This is a genomic window from Janthinobacterium sp. GMG1, from assembly GCF_034427795.1.
In the GTDB taxonomy this organism is placed as follows: domain Bacteria; phylum Pseudomonadota; class Gammaproteobacteria; order Burkholderiales; family Burkholderiaceae_D; genus Janthinobacterium.
This window is the reverse complement of sequence record NZ_JAXQNT010000007.1, coordinates 258880-273578: the sequence shown is the minus strand read 5'-3', so window position 1 is coordinate 273578 and position 14699 is coordinate 258880. Positions and strand designations below refer to the sequence as shown.

Sequence of the window (14699 nt, the reverse complement as noted above, 5' to 3'; positions counted from 1 at the left end):
GGCGCTAATCCGACCTACCGATCTACGCAGGTAGCGCGCCTGTTATTCGCCGCGCGGCAGCCTGCTCCGTCCAGTCATGCGGCACGACAAAACCACGCGTGCGCTCCACTTCCCAGCCTTCGATAGTATCCACTGTGGCCACCATCACCGGTTGCGCCAGATCAAACAAACGCGCGCGCAAGGCATCCACGTCCAGCACGTCCTCGTCGCGCCCCTTGTATGGCGCCAGCCATTGCAGGCGCGGCAGCACGACATAGCGCTGCTCCGGCAGTTGCGCCGGCGTGCACCAGAAGCCGTGTCCATGTTCAGGGGAAATACCGTCCAGGGCAGGCGTGGCGCCTGCCGCATAAAACAGCCAGCCCTTGACCAGCGCCTGCGCCGCGCGCACGGGCTGCTCCAGCAGGGTTTGCGCGGCAGGATGGCGAGACAAGGCCAGTTGCTTGTCGAGTATCTTGCGCATCTTCAAGCCCAGGGTATCGGCCAGGTTCGGGCCGATCAGGTGGTTGAAGACACCCGGATCGGGCGCGCCTTCGAGCAGGTAGAACTTGGTGGCGAATTCCCAGTGCAGCAAGTCGTTACCGTCACGCAGCAGAAAATCGAACTCACCTACCGTGTCGTTGCGGTTCACCTGCACTTGCAAGCCATGCGCCTGCAATACCCCGTGCTGTTCAAAATAAAAGGCCAGCAGCTTTTCAGCGTACAGGCCCAGGCGGGAATAGAATTTCGGCCCCAGCGCCGCATCGAGCGGCGACGGGTCATCCTGCAGCGCCGCCAGCCACGCCGCCACGGCAGGCGTGACGGGCGCGAGACTTGCAATGCGCACGCCCCAGTGGCGGCTGGACGGATCGAGCAAATCGGGCGAGTCGAGCAGCCAGGCCAGCGCGCGCACGCGGGGGTGCGTCAGATGCCCCCAGCGGCGCTCAAAACGGGTCTGAAAGCTGTCACCCACCGTGCGAGCTTTTCGCCAGGCACAGGTCGGCCCAGGCGCGCGCCTTGGCCTTGCCCGTCCCGTCCTGCAGCAGCATTTCCGGGTGGAAGGTGGCCACGACGGACGCATTGCCCAGCTGGCGCACCGTGCCGCGCACGGGTTTTTCACCGGGATTGATGCCGGCGGCGGCCATCGAACCGAGGGTGACGATGGTGCGCGGCTGCAGCAGGGCCAGTTCGCGGTCAAAATAGGGACGGCAGGCGGCCGACTCCGATTCGGTGGGCAAGCGTTCCTGCCCCGCCTCGTCGAGCGGACGGCATTTCAGCAAGTGCGTGATGTACACACCGCTGCCCGCATCGATATCGATGGCTTTCAGCATATTGTCGAGCAACTTGCCCTGCTCGCCCGGCAAGGCACGCCCTTCGCGCTCCTCCAGCCGCGACGGGCTGCTGGCCAGCATCAGCCAATCACCCTGGCGGTCGCCACGGCCCATGACGACGCCCTTGCGCGTCTTGCACAAGTCGCAGCGCGCGCACTTGGCCACGGCGGCCGTCAAGCCATCCCAGTCGAGGGCGGCGATATCGGCATCGCTCAGCAGTTTGGCCGGCGGCGGTGGCGGCGCATCATCGAACCAGGCCGTGTCGTCCGGCTCGGCGGCAGGAGCTGGCGTATCGGCAACAGCAACGGGCGCTTCGACCTGCACCTCGGCGACCGCCTCAGCAACCACCTCGATCACGGCTTCTATGGCTTCTGCCACAGGCGCCGCCACGACGGCTTCCATCTCCACGGGGGCCTCGGCGGCGACGTCAACCGCTTCGGGGGCAACACCCTGGCGCAAGCGCCACAGGGGGCCGACGCCCATTTCATCGAGGAAAACGGCGCTGCGGCTCATAAGGTATAACGCATCACGATGGCGTCCTCACGTTGCGAGTTACTGGCCGGATAATATCCCTTGCGCCGGCCGATCTGTTCAAATCCATAGCGCTGGTAGATGTCGAGCGCGCGCACGTTCGACGGGCGCACTTCCAGCAGCATCGATTCCATGCCCAACTGGCGCGCGCAGGCGCAGGACTGGTTCAGCAGGAAACGGCCCAATCCCTGACCCTGGATGGCGCCTTCGACGGCCACGTTGAGCAAGTGCGCCTCGTCGACGACCAGCATCAGCAAGAAGTAACCAAGCAAGGTGCCATCCACGTCGCGCAGCACCCAGGCCGGATAACCGCTCTTGAGGGAATCGACAAAGTTGCCGTGCGTCCAGGGATGCGGATACACGCGCTGCTCCAGCGCCAGCACTTCGACCAAGTCCGCTTCCTGCATCGGCTGATAGTCGAGGCGCAGCAAGTCCCAGCCGGCAGCACGGTCCTGGCCCGCTACACTCATTGTGCTGGCTCCGCAGCGGCCTTGGCCAGTTGCATCTGCTGCCGTTCCGCGCTCGTGTAAGCGATCTTGTTGCGCAAGTACAAAGGCTGCGCCTCGGCCGCCGTCACGAACTGACCGGCCGCAAAGGCGATGCGCGCCAGCTGCGCCACCTGCACGGCGTGCGGCATGATGGCGGCGTCAGCCTTGGCGGCGCACGGCAGCGCTGCCAGCGCCTCGGCATACGCCGTAAAGCCGTTGCCACAGCCGGCAACGTCGCCTTGCGGCGCCACGCCGGCCGGCGCGCTCAGGGCCGGTGACGAAACAATCTGCAAGCCATCCTGGTAATCGTATTGCGCCCAGTACACTTCGCCCATGCGGGCGTCGAGCACGGTCACGATGCGTGGCGCGCCATGCTGCTGGTGGCACGCGAGGGCCATGGCGTCAAGCGTCACGACGGGCACGACGGGCAAATTGGCGCCGTAGGCCAGGCCTTGCGCGATGCCGCAAGCCGTGCGCACGCCCGTAAACGAGCCGGGACCGGAGCCGTAGGCGATGGCATCGACGTCGGCCAGGGTCACGCCCGCTTCAGCCAGCAATTCCTGCACCATCGGCAAGATGGACTGGGAATGGGTGCGCACACCCGACGAGGCGCGGGACAGGACGACATCGCCGCGCAACAAGGCGCAGGAGGCGAGTTCGGACGAGGTTTCAATAGCAAGCAGGGTGGGAAGTAAGGTAGACATAGCGTATTTTACCTTGCCAGGCCCGGAAGCGGCATGCCGTGCAGGTCGACAACAGCCTACTTGCACAGCCCGTGCGCGAGGACGGCTATAATAAAAGGCTAAGCTGATTGCTTGACCGGCGTCATTGCGCCATGCCCGGCAATCCATACGCGACACTATCACCCCACTCTTGCCCTGGTCCGCTCCGTGAATCCACTTCTTGCCAAACTGCAACCATATCCATTCGAAAAGCTGCGCCAGCTGTTTGCCGGCGTGACGGTCAATCCCGAGTATGCGCCCATCAGCTTGGGCATGGGCGAACCCAAGCACCCGACGCCGCCGTTCATCGAGCAGGCATTGGTCGACAATATCCATGGCCTGGCCAGCTATCCGACCACCATCGGTTCGGAAGCCTTGCGTACCGCCATCGCCGGCTGGCTCGAACGCCGCTACGACATCCCCAAGCTCAATCCTGCCACGCAAATCCTGCCCGTGAACGGTTCGCGCGAAGCGCTGTTTGCGCTGGCGCAAACGGTGATCGATCCGTCGGCCGGTTCGCTCGTGATCAGCCCGAATCCGTTTTACCAGATCTATGAAGGCGCGGCCTACCTGGCCGGCGCCGAACCGTATTTCGTCAATTCCGACCCGGCGCGCAATTTCGGCTGCGACTACGACAGCGTACCGGCCAGCGTGTGGGGAAAGGTCAAGCTGCTGTTCCTGTGTTCGCCCGGCAACCCGACGGGCGCCGTCTTGACCCTGACGGACTGGGAACACCTGTTCGCCCTGTCCGAGCGCTATGATTTCGTCATCGCCGCCGACGAGTGCTATTCCGAGATTTACCACGGCGACACGCCGCCGCTTGGCGCGCTGCAGGCGGCGCACATGCTGGGCCTGTCCACCATCGAGCGCCCGTATGCGCGCCTGGTGGTGTTTTCCAGCCTGTCGAAGCGTTCGAACGTGCCGGGCATGCGCTCGGGCTTTGTTGCCGGCGATGCCGAAGTATTGAAAAAATTCCTGCTCTACCGAACCTACCACGGCGGCGCCATGAGCCCCGCCGTGCAGGCGGCCTCCGTCGCGGCCTGGAACGACGAAACCCATGTCGAGGAAAATCGCGCCAAGTACCGCGCCAAGTTCGACGCCATCACGCCGCTGCTGCAATCGGTGATGGACGTGCAATTGCCGGACGCCGGCTTCTACCTGTGGGCCGACGTCAGCCGCACGGGACTGTCCGACACCGAATTCGCGCAACGCCTGTACGCCGAATATAATGTGACGGTATTGCCTGGCAGTTACCTGGCGCGCGACGCGCACGGCATCAATCCGGGCCGCAACCGCATCCGCATGGCCCTGGTGGCCGAAACGGCCGAAGGGCTGGAGGCCGCACTGCGCATAGTAAAATTCTGCCAGCAGCTTTCCGCATCCGCATCAACCAACTAAATAAACAAGACATCATCATGAGCCAACAACTGCAAACCATCATCGACCAGGCCTGGGAAAACCGCGCCGAGATCAATCCGGGCAACGGCACGGCCGAACTGCGCGACGCCGTTTCCCACGTCATCAATGGCCTGGACAACGGCAGCATCCGCGTGGCGGAAAAAACCACGGGCGACTGGGTGGTCAACCAGTGGGTCAAGAAAGCCGTGCTGCTGTCGTTCCGCCTGGAAGACAACGTCGTCCTGCCGTCCGACGGCACGATGCAGTTCTACGACAAGGTCCCGACCAAGTTCGCCAACTACACCAAGGAAGACTTCGTCAAAGGCGGTTTCCGCGTGGTGCCGCCAGCCGTCGCCCGCCGCGGCAGCTTCATCGCCAAGAACGTCGTGCTGATGCCGTCCTACGTCAACATCGGCGCCTACGTCGATGAAGGCGCCATGGTCGACACCTGGGCCACCGTCGGCTCCTGCGCCCAGATCGGCAAGAACGTCCACCTGTCCGGCGGCGTCGGCATCGGCGGCGTGCTGGAGCCTATGCAAGCGAACCCGACCATCATCGAAGACAACTGCTTCATCGGCGCCCGTTCGGAAATCGTCGAAGGCGTGATCGTCGAAGAAAACTCCGTCATCTCGATGGGCGTGTACATCGGCCAGTCGACCAAGATCTACGACCGCGCCACGGGCGAAGTCACCTACGGCCGCGTGCCTGCCGGTTCCGTCGTGGTCTCGGGCAACCTGCCTTCGGAAGACGGCAAGTACTCGCTGTACTGCGCCGTGATCGTCAAGCGCGTGGATGCAAAAACCCGCGCGAAAACGGGCATCAACGAATTGCTGCGCGGCATTTAATTAATGCGCCGCAAGGCGCGCGCAATCCCCTGAATGTCCCGCTTTGGCGGGACATTTTCATTTCCGAGCGGCAACTTCAATCGTCGCGCAGCCATCCCCCATCCTGTCCTATACTGGATGGCATGAATACTCCTCCCGTCCTGATCGTCGGCGCCGGTCCTACCGGCCTCATGCTTGCCTTGCGCCTGGCGCGCCATGGCGTCGATTGCCGCATCATCGACAAGAACAGCGGACCGGGCCAGGCATCGCGGGCCATGGCCGTGCATGCGCGCACCCTGGAGTTTTACCAGCAACTGGGCTTTGCCGACGAGCTGGTCAGCCTGGGTATCAAGATCAATGCCATGCATATCCACGAAGGCGGCGAGGAGCTGGTGAAACTGGCGCTGGGCGAGATCGGCGAAGGCCTGAGCCCCTATCCTTTCGTGCTGAGCCTGCCCCAGGACGAGCATGAACGCTTCCTGATCAGCAAGCTGGCGGCGGCCGGCGTGCACGTGGAATGGAACGTGGCGCTGGACCTGTGGACGCAGGACGATAGCGAAGTGCAAGCCATCCTGCTCAACCATGGCGAACGACAATATTGCACGTTTAACTACATCTGCGGCTGCGACGGCGCCCGCAGCAAGGTGCGCGAAATCGCCGGCTTTGAATTCTCTGGCGGCACCTACGATCACCTGTACTACGTGGCCGACGCGCAAGTGGCCGGCAAGAATACGGATTTGCATGCCCACCTGGGCGCGAACTCGTTTGCGCTGATGTTGCCCGTGCGCACCAGTGGCATGCAGCGCCTGATCGGCATCCTGCCCGACCGCCCGGAAGGCGCGCCCGCGCCCGTCTTCGACGACGTGCGGGAACAGGTGGAAAGTTTGCTGAATATCCAGGTCGAGCACGTGAACTGGTTTTCCACGTATAAAGTGCACCACCGGGTGGCGGCGCAATTTCGCGAACGGCGCTGCTTCATCCTCGGCGATGCCGCGCACCTGCACAGCCCCGTGGGCGGCCAGGGCATGAACACGGGCCTGGGCGACGCCGTCAATCTGGCGTGGAAACTGGCGCAAAAGCTGCGGGGACAAAGCAACGACGCCCTGCTCGACACCTATGAAAGCGAGCGCATCGTGTTTGCCCGCAAGCTCGTCGCCACCACCGACCGCGCCTTCCAGGCCATCGTCGCGCAAGGCATGGCCGGGCAATTCCTCCGCCGCTGGCTGGTGCCGCACGCGCTGCCCTTCCTCTCGGGCTTCGCGCGGGCGCGCCGTTTGCTGTTCCAGACCGTGTCGCAAATCCGGATCAGCTATGAAGACAGCGCCCTCTCCGCGGGCCACGCGGAATACCTGCGCGGCGGCGACCGCCTGCCGTGGTTCTCGGACGGCACGCAAGACAATTTCACGGCTTTGCGCAGCATGGATTGGCAATTGCACATCTATGGCGAAGCGGCGCCCGAGCTGCTCGACGAAGCGCGCGTGCTGAAACTGCCCGTGCATTGCTACACCTTCAATGTCGCCGCCAAACTGGCCGGCCTGGGCCGCGATGCGGCCTACCTGGTTCGCCCCGACGGCCACATTGCGCTGGCCCTGCACCTGCAGGAAAGCGGCGCCCTGCGCGCCCTGGCCTTGCGGCTTGGCCTGCATTTCGGCCCGGCGGAATCGGGCAAGGCGGCGCCGCGGCCTGTGTAGGGGAAATCACCGGGCCGTGTTGCACTGCCGCATCGACAGCGCATCGACTGTATAATGTCGGCTACCATCGCATTTTTCCCTGGCGCAAGCCCCGCGATCAAGCGAACCGCATTCATTCCCCTTTGCCCTACCCATGACGACCATTACACTCTACGGTATCCCCAACTGCGATACCGTCAAAAAGGCCCGCACCTGGCTGGCCGCGCAGCAACTCGATTTCACCTTTCACGACTTCAAAAAGCAGGGCCTGGAACGCGCCACCGTGGAAGCGTGGCTGCAGCAATTGCCGTGGGATGTGCTGGTCAACAAGAAAGGCACGACCTGGCGCGCCCTGTCCGACGAGCGCAAGGCGTCCACCGTCGACGCGGCCAGCGCCCTGGATCTGATGCTGGAAAACCCGTCCATCATCAAGCGCCCTGTGCTGGACAAGGATGGCCAGTTCAGCGTGGCGTTTTCGGATGCGCAGTACAAGACCATTTTCTCGCTGTAACCCCCTAGTTGACCACGATGTTGCCGGCACGACCATACCCATGACCACCTCCAAAACCCTCGCCCTGACCGAAAAACTGATCGCCCTGTCTTCGGTCACGCCCGACGACAAGGGCTGCCAGCAGCACCTGATCGACCTCCTCACGCCGCTGGGCTTTGTCTGCGAAACGATACAGTCGAACGACGTCACCAATCTGTGGGCGCGCCGTGGCACGACATCGCCCGTATTCGTCTTTGCCGGCCATACGGACGTGGTGCCCACCGGCCCCGTCGAGCAATGGCGTTCGCTGCCCTTCATTCCCACGCACCGCGACGGCAAGCTGTACGGCCGTGGCGCGGCCGACATGAAGACCTCGATCGCCGCCATGGTGGTCGCCTGCGAGGAATTCATTGCCGCCACGCCCAATCACACGGGTTCGATCGCCTTTTTGATCACCAGCGACGAAGAAGGCCCGGCCACGGATGGCACCGTCATCGTCTGCGAGAAATTGAAAGCGCGGGGCGAGCAGATCGACTATTGCCTGGTGGGCGAGCCGACCTCGAGCGCGCAGCTGGGCGACATGATCAAGAACGGCCGCCGCGGTTCGCTGTCGGGCCGGCTGACGATCAAGGGCGTGCAAGGCCATATCGCCTACCCGCACCTGGCAAAGAATCCGATTCACGAAGCGGCGCAGGCGCTGGCCGACCTGGTCGAAGAGAAATGGGATGCGGGCAACGAGTATTACCTGCCGACCTCTTGGCAAATGTCGAATATCAACGCGGGCACGGGCGCGAATAACGTGATTCCCGGCGACATGGTGATCGATTTCAATTTCCGCTTTTCCACGGCAAGCACGGCGGAAAACCTGCAGGAGCGGGTGCACGCCATCCTCGACAAGCATGATTTGCAATACGCTTTGCAATGGACCCTGAGCGGCCTGCCCTTCCTCACGCCGCGCGGCACCCTCTCCGATGCGCTGTCGTCCGCGATCCTGGAAGAAACGGGCCTCACGACGGAGCTGTCGACCACGGGCGGCACCTCGGATGGCCGGTTTATCGCGCAAATCTGCCCCCAAGTGATAGAATTCGGGCCGCCCAATGCCAGTATTCACAAGATCGACGAGCACATCGAACTGCGCCACATCGATCCCCTGAAGAATATTTACCGGCGCACGCTGGAGCATTTGCTGCCCGTCTGAACCAGAATACCGAGGCCCGTCACGGCGGGCCAGAACACCGTCTTTTCGAGAATGCCATGACCCCGAACCCGTTTTCCACGCCACGCGACCTGCTGCGCTACGCCGTTACCCGTTTTAATACCGCCAAGCTGTTTTTCGGCCACGGCAGCGCCGAAGCGTTCGACGAAGCGGCTTATCTGATCCTGCACACGTTGAAGTTGCCGCTCGACAAGCTCGAACCCTTCCTCGACGCCAAACTACTGCCGTCGGAAGTGGCCAGCGTGATGAGCGTCATCGACCGCCGCAGCATCGACCGCGTGCCGGCCGCCTACATCACCAAGGAAGGCTGGCTGGGTACGTATAACTTCTACGTCGACGAGCGCGTGATCGTGCCCCGCTCCTTCATCGCCGAGCTGATCCCTGAATACTTTTCGCCATGGGTGGCGGAACCGGAAGCCGTGGAAAACATCCTGGAACTGTGCACCGGCTCGGGCTGCCTATCCATCATGATGGCCGACGCCTTCCCGAACGCCGCCGTCGATGCCGTGGACATTTCCGCCGACGCGCTGGCCGTGGCCAAGCGCAACGTCGACACGTACAAACTGCAGGACCGCGTCACCCTGATCGAATCGGACCTGTACACGAACGTGCCGGCCAAGAAATATGATTTGATCATCAGCAACCCGCCATACGTGAATTCCGCGTCGATGGGCGCCCTGCCCCAGGAATACCTGGCGGAACCGCAAATCGCCCTCGACGGCGGCAGCGACGGCATGGACCTGGTGCGCAAGATCATCGCCGGCGCGGCCGAACGCCTGACGGACGACGGCATCCTGATGATTGAAATCGGCAACGAACGCGAGTACGCGGAAGCGGCCTTCGGCGAGCTGGGCCTGACCTGGCTGACGACGAGCGCCGGCGACGACATGGTCTTCCTGCTGACGGCCGAGCAGCTCAAGCTGGCGTAAGCGCAGGCTTCAGCACGCAGCGCCTTAATTTACAACACAAAGAAAAAAATGATACGTTTCCTACAAGTAAGCCTGATGCGCGGCATCAAACCGTTGCTCGAACAAGTCGATGTCACCCTCAATCCGGGCGACAAGATCGGCCTGATCGGCGCCAATGGCGCGGGCAAATCGAGCCTGTTCGCCATGATGCGTGGCGAATTGCACCCTGACCAGGGCGAGATCGATTTCCCGGCCAAGTGGCGCGTGGCTTACGTGGCGCAGGAAACGCCGCCGCTGGACCGTGCCGCGCTCGACTACGCGATCGATGGCGACATCACCCTGCGCAAACTCGAAGCGGAACTGGCGCGCCTGGAATCGGAGCCGGCCACGTCGGAAAACGGCATCGCCATCGGCGAAATCTACAGCGCCATGGCCGATGCGGACGCGTATACCGTGCAGTCGCGCGGCGAGCAATTGCTGCTGGGCCTGGGTTTCACCCTGGACCAGATGCAGCAACCGGTGGCCAGTTTCTCCGGCGGCTGGCGCATGCGTCTGAACCTGGCGCAAGCGCTGATGTGCCCGTCCGACCTGCTGCTGCTCGATGAACCGACCAATCACCTGGATCTGGACGCCATCATCTGGCTGGAAGACTGGCTCAAGCGCTACGCCGGCACCTTGCTGATCATTTCCCATGACCGCGACTTCCTCGATGAAGTGGTCAACGTGGTCGTGCATATCGACGAGCGCAAGCTGAAACGCTACTCGGGCAACTATTCGAGCTTCGAACGCCAACGCGCGGCGCAGATGATCCTGGCCGCCGGCGCGCTGGAAAAGCAGCAGCGCAAGCGTGCCCATCTGGAATCGTTCGTCAACCGCTTCAAGGCGCAAGCTTCGAAGGCCCGCCAGGCGCAAAGCCGCATGAAGGCGCTGGCGAAGATGGAAGAACTGGCGCCGTTGCGCGCCGCCGCCGAATTCTCGTTCGAATTCCGCGAGCCGCTGTCGGCTCCAAATCCGCTGCTGGTGATGGAAGACGTCGATGCGGGCTACAAGATCGAGAACGAAGCGACGGGCGAAATCACGCATAAAACCATCGTCAACGGCATCAAGTTTTCGCTGCAGATCGGCCAGCGTATCGGCCTGCTGGGCCAGAACGGCGCCGGCAAATCGACCCTGATCAAGACCATCGCCGGCGAACTGATGCCGCTGACAGGCGACGCCACCATGGGCAAGGGCCTCAACATCGGCTACTTCGCCCAGCACCAGGTGGAAATGCTGCGCCACGACGAATCGCCGCTGTGGCATCTGGCGAAGATCGCCCCGACCGTGCGCGAGCAGGAACTGCGCAACTTCCTCGGCGGCTTCAACTTCCCCGGCAACATGGTGACCGCGTCCATCGCCCCGTTCTCGGGCGGTGAAAAAGCCCGTCTGGCGCTGGCCCTGATCGTCTGGCAGCGTCCGAACCTGCTGCTGCTCGATGAACCGACCAACCACTTGGATCTGGAAACGCGCGAAGCACTGACGGAAGCGCTGGCCCAGTTCGAAGGCACCTTGGTCGTCGTGTCCCATGATCGCCACTTGCTGCGCGCCACCACGGACGAATTCATCATCGTTGCCGACGGCAAGCTGCAGCCGTTCGACGGCGACCTGGACGACTACAAGGACTGGCTGTTCAAGACCAAGCTGGGCAAGGGTACGGACGTGCTGCCGGCCGCCGGCAAGGCCAACAAGACCGACTTCCCCGTGACGTCTTCCGTCCCTTCGCCGGTAGCCGCCGCCCCTGCCGCGCCCGTGCGCGACAAGCGCAAGGAAGCGGAAGAGCGCCAGAAAACGGCCGCCCTGCGCAAGCCGATCGAAAACAAGATCAAGCGCCAGGAAGAGCAGATCGCCAAGCGCAATGCGCAAAAGGCGGAAACCGACGCCAAGCTGGGCGAGCCGACCATCTATGACGCCGCCAACAAGGCGAAATTGAAGCAATTGCTGGCCGACCAGACCTTCTTTACCAAGGACCTGGCGCAGCTGGAAGCGGAATGGCTGGATCTGCAGGATCAGCTGGAAAAACTCGGTTAATCAAGCGGCGACACAAGACGACCTTCGGGTCGTCTTTTTTTATGCCGCCTGCATGGGGCTGGGGCTGCGGATCGCCATCAGGCGGTCGATATCGACGAGGATCAATCGGCGCCCCGCCACCGTGCCCAGGCCCAGCAGATAATCGGCTTCCGCCTCGCCCAGACCGGGCACGGCGGCAATGTCGCCGGGCGCCAGGCTGACGATATCGGTGACGCCATCGACCACCATGCCCATCACGCCATTGCTCAGCTGCAAGATGATCACGTCGGTGGCCGGATCGGGCGCGCCGTGGGCGCTGCCAAACGCGGCGCGCATGTCGACGATGGGAATGATCACGCCGCGCGACACGGCCACGCTGTGCAGCACTTCCCCTTCCGAGGAAAAACGGTCGAGTTCCTTCAGCGGACGCAATTCCCGCACGCAGCGGTAGTCAAGGCCATATTCCAGGCCGCCCAGCTGGAAGCTCAAGTACTGCGTCAGGTATTGCGCGGTTGCGGCGCCAGGCGTGGTCGTGGGCTGCATGGTGTTCCTTTCGTCCGGTAAGCGCTGCCAGGATGCGCAGTGGCGCAACTTTGGCCCCATGCTAACCAGCATCACCGCAGGCGGCGTTGAGAAACATCAACTTTCCCGGAAGACATCATCGGCTGGCCGCCCGGCATTGCGCCGGCGCAGCCATCTTCCCTTACAATACCCCATCATTCCCCAACAGGCAGGCCATGCAACACCTCGTCAATCCCGCTGAAGTTGAATTTTCCGCCATCCGCGCCCAGGGGCCGGGCGGGCAGAACGTCAACAAGGTGTCCAGCGCCATCCATTTGCGCTTCCCCATCGCCGCCTCGTCGCTGCCGGAAGCGTACAAGGAACGGTTGCTGGCCCTGCGCGACAGCCGCATCAGCAAGGATGGCGTGCTGGTGCTCAAGGCGCAGCAGTCGCGTAGCCAGGAGCAGAACAAGGAAGAAGCGTTGCGGCGCTTGCAGGAAATCATCGACAGCGTGACCTTCCTGCCCGCCGTGCGCCGCGCCACCAAGCCCACGCGCAGCTCGCAGCGGCGCCGCCTCGACAGCAAGAGCACGCACAGCGTGCTGAAACAATCACGCGGCAAAGTTACCGACTGATTAAGGCGGTGGCTGGTACGTCCAGTCCAGGCTGCCCGTGCTGTCCGCGAACACGGGCTGGGTGGCCGGCGTGGCGCTGCGCAGCAAGGCCTTGATTTCCTTCGGCGGCCGGTCGTAGACCTTGGCCGGTCCGGGCGGCACGACCAGGGCGCGCACCGTCGTCTCGCCATCGATCAGGCCCAGGGTGCAGCGCGACTGGCCCGCCGTTGCCTGCCGTTCCTGGCGCAGCTGCGCCACCAGCGCCAGCATCTGCGCATGCAGGATTTCCGACTGTTTCACCTCCACGCGCAGGCGCGCCACCTCTTTCAGGACGGGAGCGATGCGCGCGGCCAGCTTGTCGTACTGCACCTGCTGCGTTGCTTGCAGTTGCAATTCGCCGCGCCGCAGCTGGCCCGCCAGGGTCAGGTAATTGCGCACCTCGGGCAATTGCGCGATGGCATCGATTTCCTGCTGGCGCTTGTGCTGCACTTGCTGATACTGCGTTGCCTTCGCCAGGCTCTCGGCAATCTTTTGCTCCAGCGCGCTGAGGTCGGGCACGAGTGGAAACAGCAGCATTTCCACCTGCCTGCGGGGGCCGGCGCTGCCGATGCGGATGGTGCGCGCCGCCACGGCGCAGCCTTCGGCCAGTTCGATGACGACCTCGTCGGCGATGATCTCGCAATTGCTGGCGCTGTCGATCACCACGCGCGTGCCGGCAATGACGCAGCTTTCCGCGCGCTTCACGTGCACTTCGCCGCTCAGCGCCTGCAGCACGGAACCGGACGCGACACCCTCGACCCGCACGTCGCCGTGTTCATTGAAGGCCGTGCCGCCCACCAGATTGCGCCGTAGCCATATTAATCCGCCATGCGAGTGCAGATGGCCATACACATCGCCATGGATGGTGATGTCGCTGCCGTCGAGCTGGCGCTGCTCCTGCACTTCGCCGTACTCCTCGTAGGCGGCGCGCAGCTTCAGATTGCCCGTCGTGCGGCTGCTGACGCCTTCGCGGCTGACGATCTTGTTTTCGATCGACATCTTGCCGTGCTCATCGACATTCACGTAGCCATCCTGGGTGGCGACGAGGAAAGCGCCATCGCTGAAATACTCGACCGCCGTGCCTGGCCCCGCCACCGTGGCCAAGTCCAGTTCCAGCGGCGCGGGTGGCGGCAGCGCCTTGCCGGCCAGGTCGTAGCCAGGCAAGCCGGGCGTACCAGGCAGCAGGCGCAGCAGGCGCGCATGTTTTTTCACTTGCGGAAAGCGGTTCTTGAAGCTGAGCAAATCCAGGCGGCCATCGGAGCGTTCGCGCGGCGCATCGTCGCGGTGGATGCCTTGCGACACTTCCACCAGCTGGGCGTCGCGCCCCGGCTGCGGCGGCAGCACCCGCGCCACCGTGATGCGCTCGGCCTTGCCGCTGGCGAGCATGGCGCGCACGGCCGTGCCATCGATGCCGTAGTGCACGCCCTTGCACCACAAGTCCGCCACCAGCTCGTCAAACTCGCGGCGCGCCGGCACCTGGCCATCAGTGTCAGCCGGCAAGGTTTCAAAGTAAAACTCGGCGCTGTCGCCACGGATCTTGATTTGTTTATACAGCGCGCGGCGCGGCGGCGGGAATGGCGCCACGCGCACGGCGATGCGCAGCAAGGCGTCGCCCTTGGGCGCGGCGCGGGGTGCGGGGGCATGGAACAGGGTCAGCAGGAACAAACCGTAATCGAGGCCGGCCAGCAACTGGCCCGACTGGAATAGCTGGTCGACGCCGGCGCGCAGTTGCGCCGGCGCCAGCGACAGATCCAGGAACACGCCCTCGTCGCGCTGGACCAGGCCGTGCGGCAAGCCGCCTGCGGGGGCCGCATCCGGAACGGGTGTGTCGTCGTCGCTCACCACTTGCCTCCCCAAAAACCGAGAATTGCCTCATTGCGTTAGAACAATATCACGGGGCGGGGCCGTGTGCCTGACTGAGCAACAATGTTGGCGGCCAGATGCA

General features: G+C 63.5%; 14 protein-coding genes. 8 read left to right on the top strand and 6 right to left on the bottom strand.

Going from position 1 to position 14699, the window contains the following annotated elements:
- Nucleotides 1–22: 22 nt before the first annotated feature.
- Genes SJI03_RS19785 through tsaB form a run of 4 tightly spaced genes read right to left on the bottom strand, consistent with a single transcriptional unit; the run spans nt 23 to nt 3030 of the window.
- Nucleotides 23–949: a DUF1853 family protein gene (locus tag SJI03_RS19785; protein WP_322428308.1), complete on the bottom strand. Its 927-nt coding sequence runs from the start codon at nt 947–949 to the stop codon at nt 23–25.
- Entirely contained in the window at nt 942–1820 is an 879-nt protein-coding gene (locus SJI03_RS19780) for a uracil-DNA glycosylase (protein ID WP_322428307.1), read from the bottom strand. Before SJI03_RS19780 ends, SJI03_RS19785 begins: the two co-directional genes overlap by 8 nt.
- The gene (rimI, locus tag SJI03_RS19775) at nt 1817–2308 is read right to left on the bottom strand and encodes a ribosomal protein S18-alanine N-acetyltransferase (RefSeq protein WP_322428306.1); all 492 of its coding nucleotides are present in this window, start codon (nt 2306–2308) and stop codon (nt 1817–1819) included. Before rimI ends, SJI03_RS19780 begins: the two co-directional genes overlap by 4 nt.
- Nucleotides 2305–3030, bottom strand: coding sequence for a tRNA (adenosine(37)-N6)-threonylcarbamoyltransferase complex dimerization subunit type 1 TsaB (gene tsaB, locus SJI03_RS19770; RefSeq protein ID WP_322428305.1), 726 nt, complete (start codon nt 3028–3030; stop codon nt 2305–2307). Before tsaB ends, rimI begins: the two co-directional genes overlap by 4 nt.
- Nucleotides 3031–3216: 186 nt before the next feature.
- On the opposite strand from tsaB, the gene dapC reads away from it, so the two are divergent.
- The 7 genes from dapC to SJI03_RS19735 all read left to right on the top strand — a co-directional run bounded on the left by dapC (nt 3217) and on the right by SJI03_RS19735 (nt 11621).
- Complete coding sequence (gene dapC / locus SJI03_RS19765; RefSeq protein ID WP_322428304.1) at nt 3217–4446, top strand: succinyldiaminopimelate transaminase; 1230 nt, start codon at nt 3217–3219, stop codon at nt 4444–4446.
- Between the two features lie 17 nt (nt 4447–4463).
- A complete protein-coding gene (gene dapD / locus SJI03_RS19760; RefSeq protein ID WP_035820379.1) occupies nt 4464–5291 on the top strand; it encodes a 2,3,4,5-tetrahydropyridine-2,6-dicarboxylate N-succinyltransferase in 828 nt (275 codons plus the stop codon).
- A gap of 122 nt (nt 5292–5413) precedes the next feature.
- Complete coding sequence (locus tag SJI03_RS19755; RefSeq protein ID WP_322428303.1) at nt 5414–6961, top strand: FAD-dependent oxidoreductase; 1548 nt, start codon at nt 5414–5416, stop codon at nt 6959–6961.
- A gap of 133 nt (nt 6962–7094) precedes the next feature.
- Nucleotides 7095–7451, top strand: a complete 357-nt coding sequence (locus SJI03_RS19750) for an ArsC family reductase (protein ID WP_322428302.1) — start codon at nt 7095–7097, stop codon at nt 7449–7451.
- A 40-nt stretch (nt 7452–7491) separates the two neighbouring features.
- Complete coding sequence (dapE, locus tag SJI03_RS19745) at nt 7492–8628, top strand: succinyl-diaminopimelate desuccinylase (RefSeq protein WP_322428301.1); 1137 nt, start codon at nt 7492–7494, stop codon at nt 8626–8628.
- A 56-nt stretch (nt 8629–8684) separates the two neighbouring features.
- A complete protein-coding gene (prmB, locus tag SJI03_RS19740; protein WP_166448008.1) occupies nt 8685–9575 on the top strand; it encodes a 50S ribosomal protein L3 N(5)-glutamine methyltransferase in 891 nt (296 codons plus the stop codon).
- Between the two features lie 48 nt (nt 9576–9623).
- Nucleotides 9624–11621: an ATP-binding cassette domain-containing protein gene (locus SJI03_RS19735; RefSeq protein WP_322428300.1), complete on the top strand. Its 1998-nt coding sequence runs from the start codon at nt 9624–9626 to the stop codon at nt 11619–11621.
- A gap of 39 nt (nt 11622–11660) precedes the next feature.
- Here the strand turns inward: SJI03_RS19735 and SJI03_RS19730 are convergent, their stop codons facing one another.
- Nucleotides 11661–12143, bottom strand: a complete 483-nt coding sequence (locus tag SJI03_RS19730; protein WP_322428299.1) for a chemotaxis protein CheW — start codon at nt 12141–12143, stop codon at nt 11661–11663.
- Between the two features lie 194 nt (nt 12144–12337).
- On the opposite strand from SJI03_RS19730, the gene arfB reads away from it, so the two are divergent.
- The gene (gene arfB / locus SJI03_RS19725; RefSeq protein WP_034749850.1) at nt 12338–12736 is read left to right on the top strand and encodes an alternative ribosome rescue aminoacyl-tRNA hydrolase ArfB; all 399 of its coding nucleotides are present in this window, start codon (nt 12338–12340) and stop codon (nt 12734–12736) included.
- Here arfB and SJI03_RS19720 read toward each other — a convergent pair whose 3' ends face one another.
- Nucleotides 12737–14596, bottom strand: a complete 1860-nt coding sequence (locus SJI03_RS19720) for a flagellar assembly protein A (protein WP_322428298.1) — start codon at nt 14594–14596, stop codon at nt 12737–12739.
- Between the last annotated feature and the right edge of the window lie 103 nt (nt 14597–14699).

What these genes read in the sequence shown, in the direction of transcription:
- SJI03_RS19780 (WP_322428307.1), bottom strand. Translation starts at nt 1,820, where the DNA reads ATGAGCCGCAGCGCCGTTTTCCTCGATGAAATGGGCGTCGGCCCCCTG.
- rimI (WP_322428306.1), bottom strand. Translation starts at nt 2,308, where the DNA reads ATGAGTGTAGCGGGCCAGGACCGTGCTGCCGGCTGGGACTTGCTGCGC.
- tsaB (WP_322428305.1), bottom strand. Translation starts at nt 3,030, where the DNA reads ATGTCTACCTTACTTCCCACCCTGCTTGCTATTGAAACCTCGTCCGAA.
- dapD (WP_035820379.1), top strand. Translation starts at nt 4,464, where the DNA reads ATGAGCCAACAACTGCAAACCATCATCGACCAGGCCTGGGAAAACCGC.
- SJI03_RS19755 (WP_322428303.1), top strand. Translation starts at nt 5,414, where the DNA reads ATGAATACTCCTCCCGTCCTGATCGTCGGCGCCGGTCCTACCGGCCTC.
- SJI03_RS19750 (WP_322428302.1), top strand. Translation starts at nt 7,095, where the DNA reads ATGACGACCATTACACTCTACGGTATCCCCAACTGCGATACCGTCAAA.
- dapE (WP_322428301.1), top strand. Translation starts at nt 7,492, where the DNA reads ATGACCACCTCCAAAACCCTCGCCCTGACCGAAAAACTGATCGCCCTG.
- prmB (WP_166448008.1), top strand. Translation starts at nt 8,685, where the DNA reads ATGACCCCGAACCCGTTTTCCACGCCACGCGACCTGCTGCGCTACGCC.
- SJI03_RS19735 (WP_322428300.1), top strand. Translation starts at nt 9,624, where the DNA reads ATGATACGTTTCCTACAAGTAAGCCTGATGCGCGGCATCAAACCGTTG.
- SJI03_RS19730 (WP_322428299.1), bottom strand. Translation starts at nt 12,143, where the DNA reads ATGCAGCCCACGACCACGCCTGGCGCCGCAACCGCGCAATACCTGACG.
- arfB (WP_034749850.1), top strand. Translation starts at nt 12,338, where the DNA reads ATGCAACACCTCGTCAATCCCGCTGAAGTTGAATTTTCCGCCATCCGC.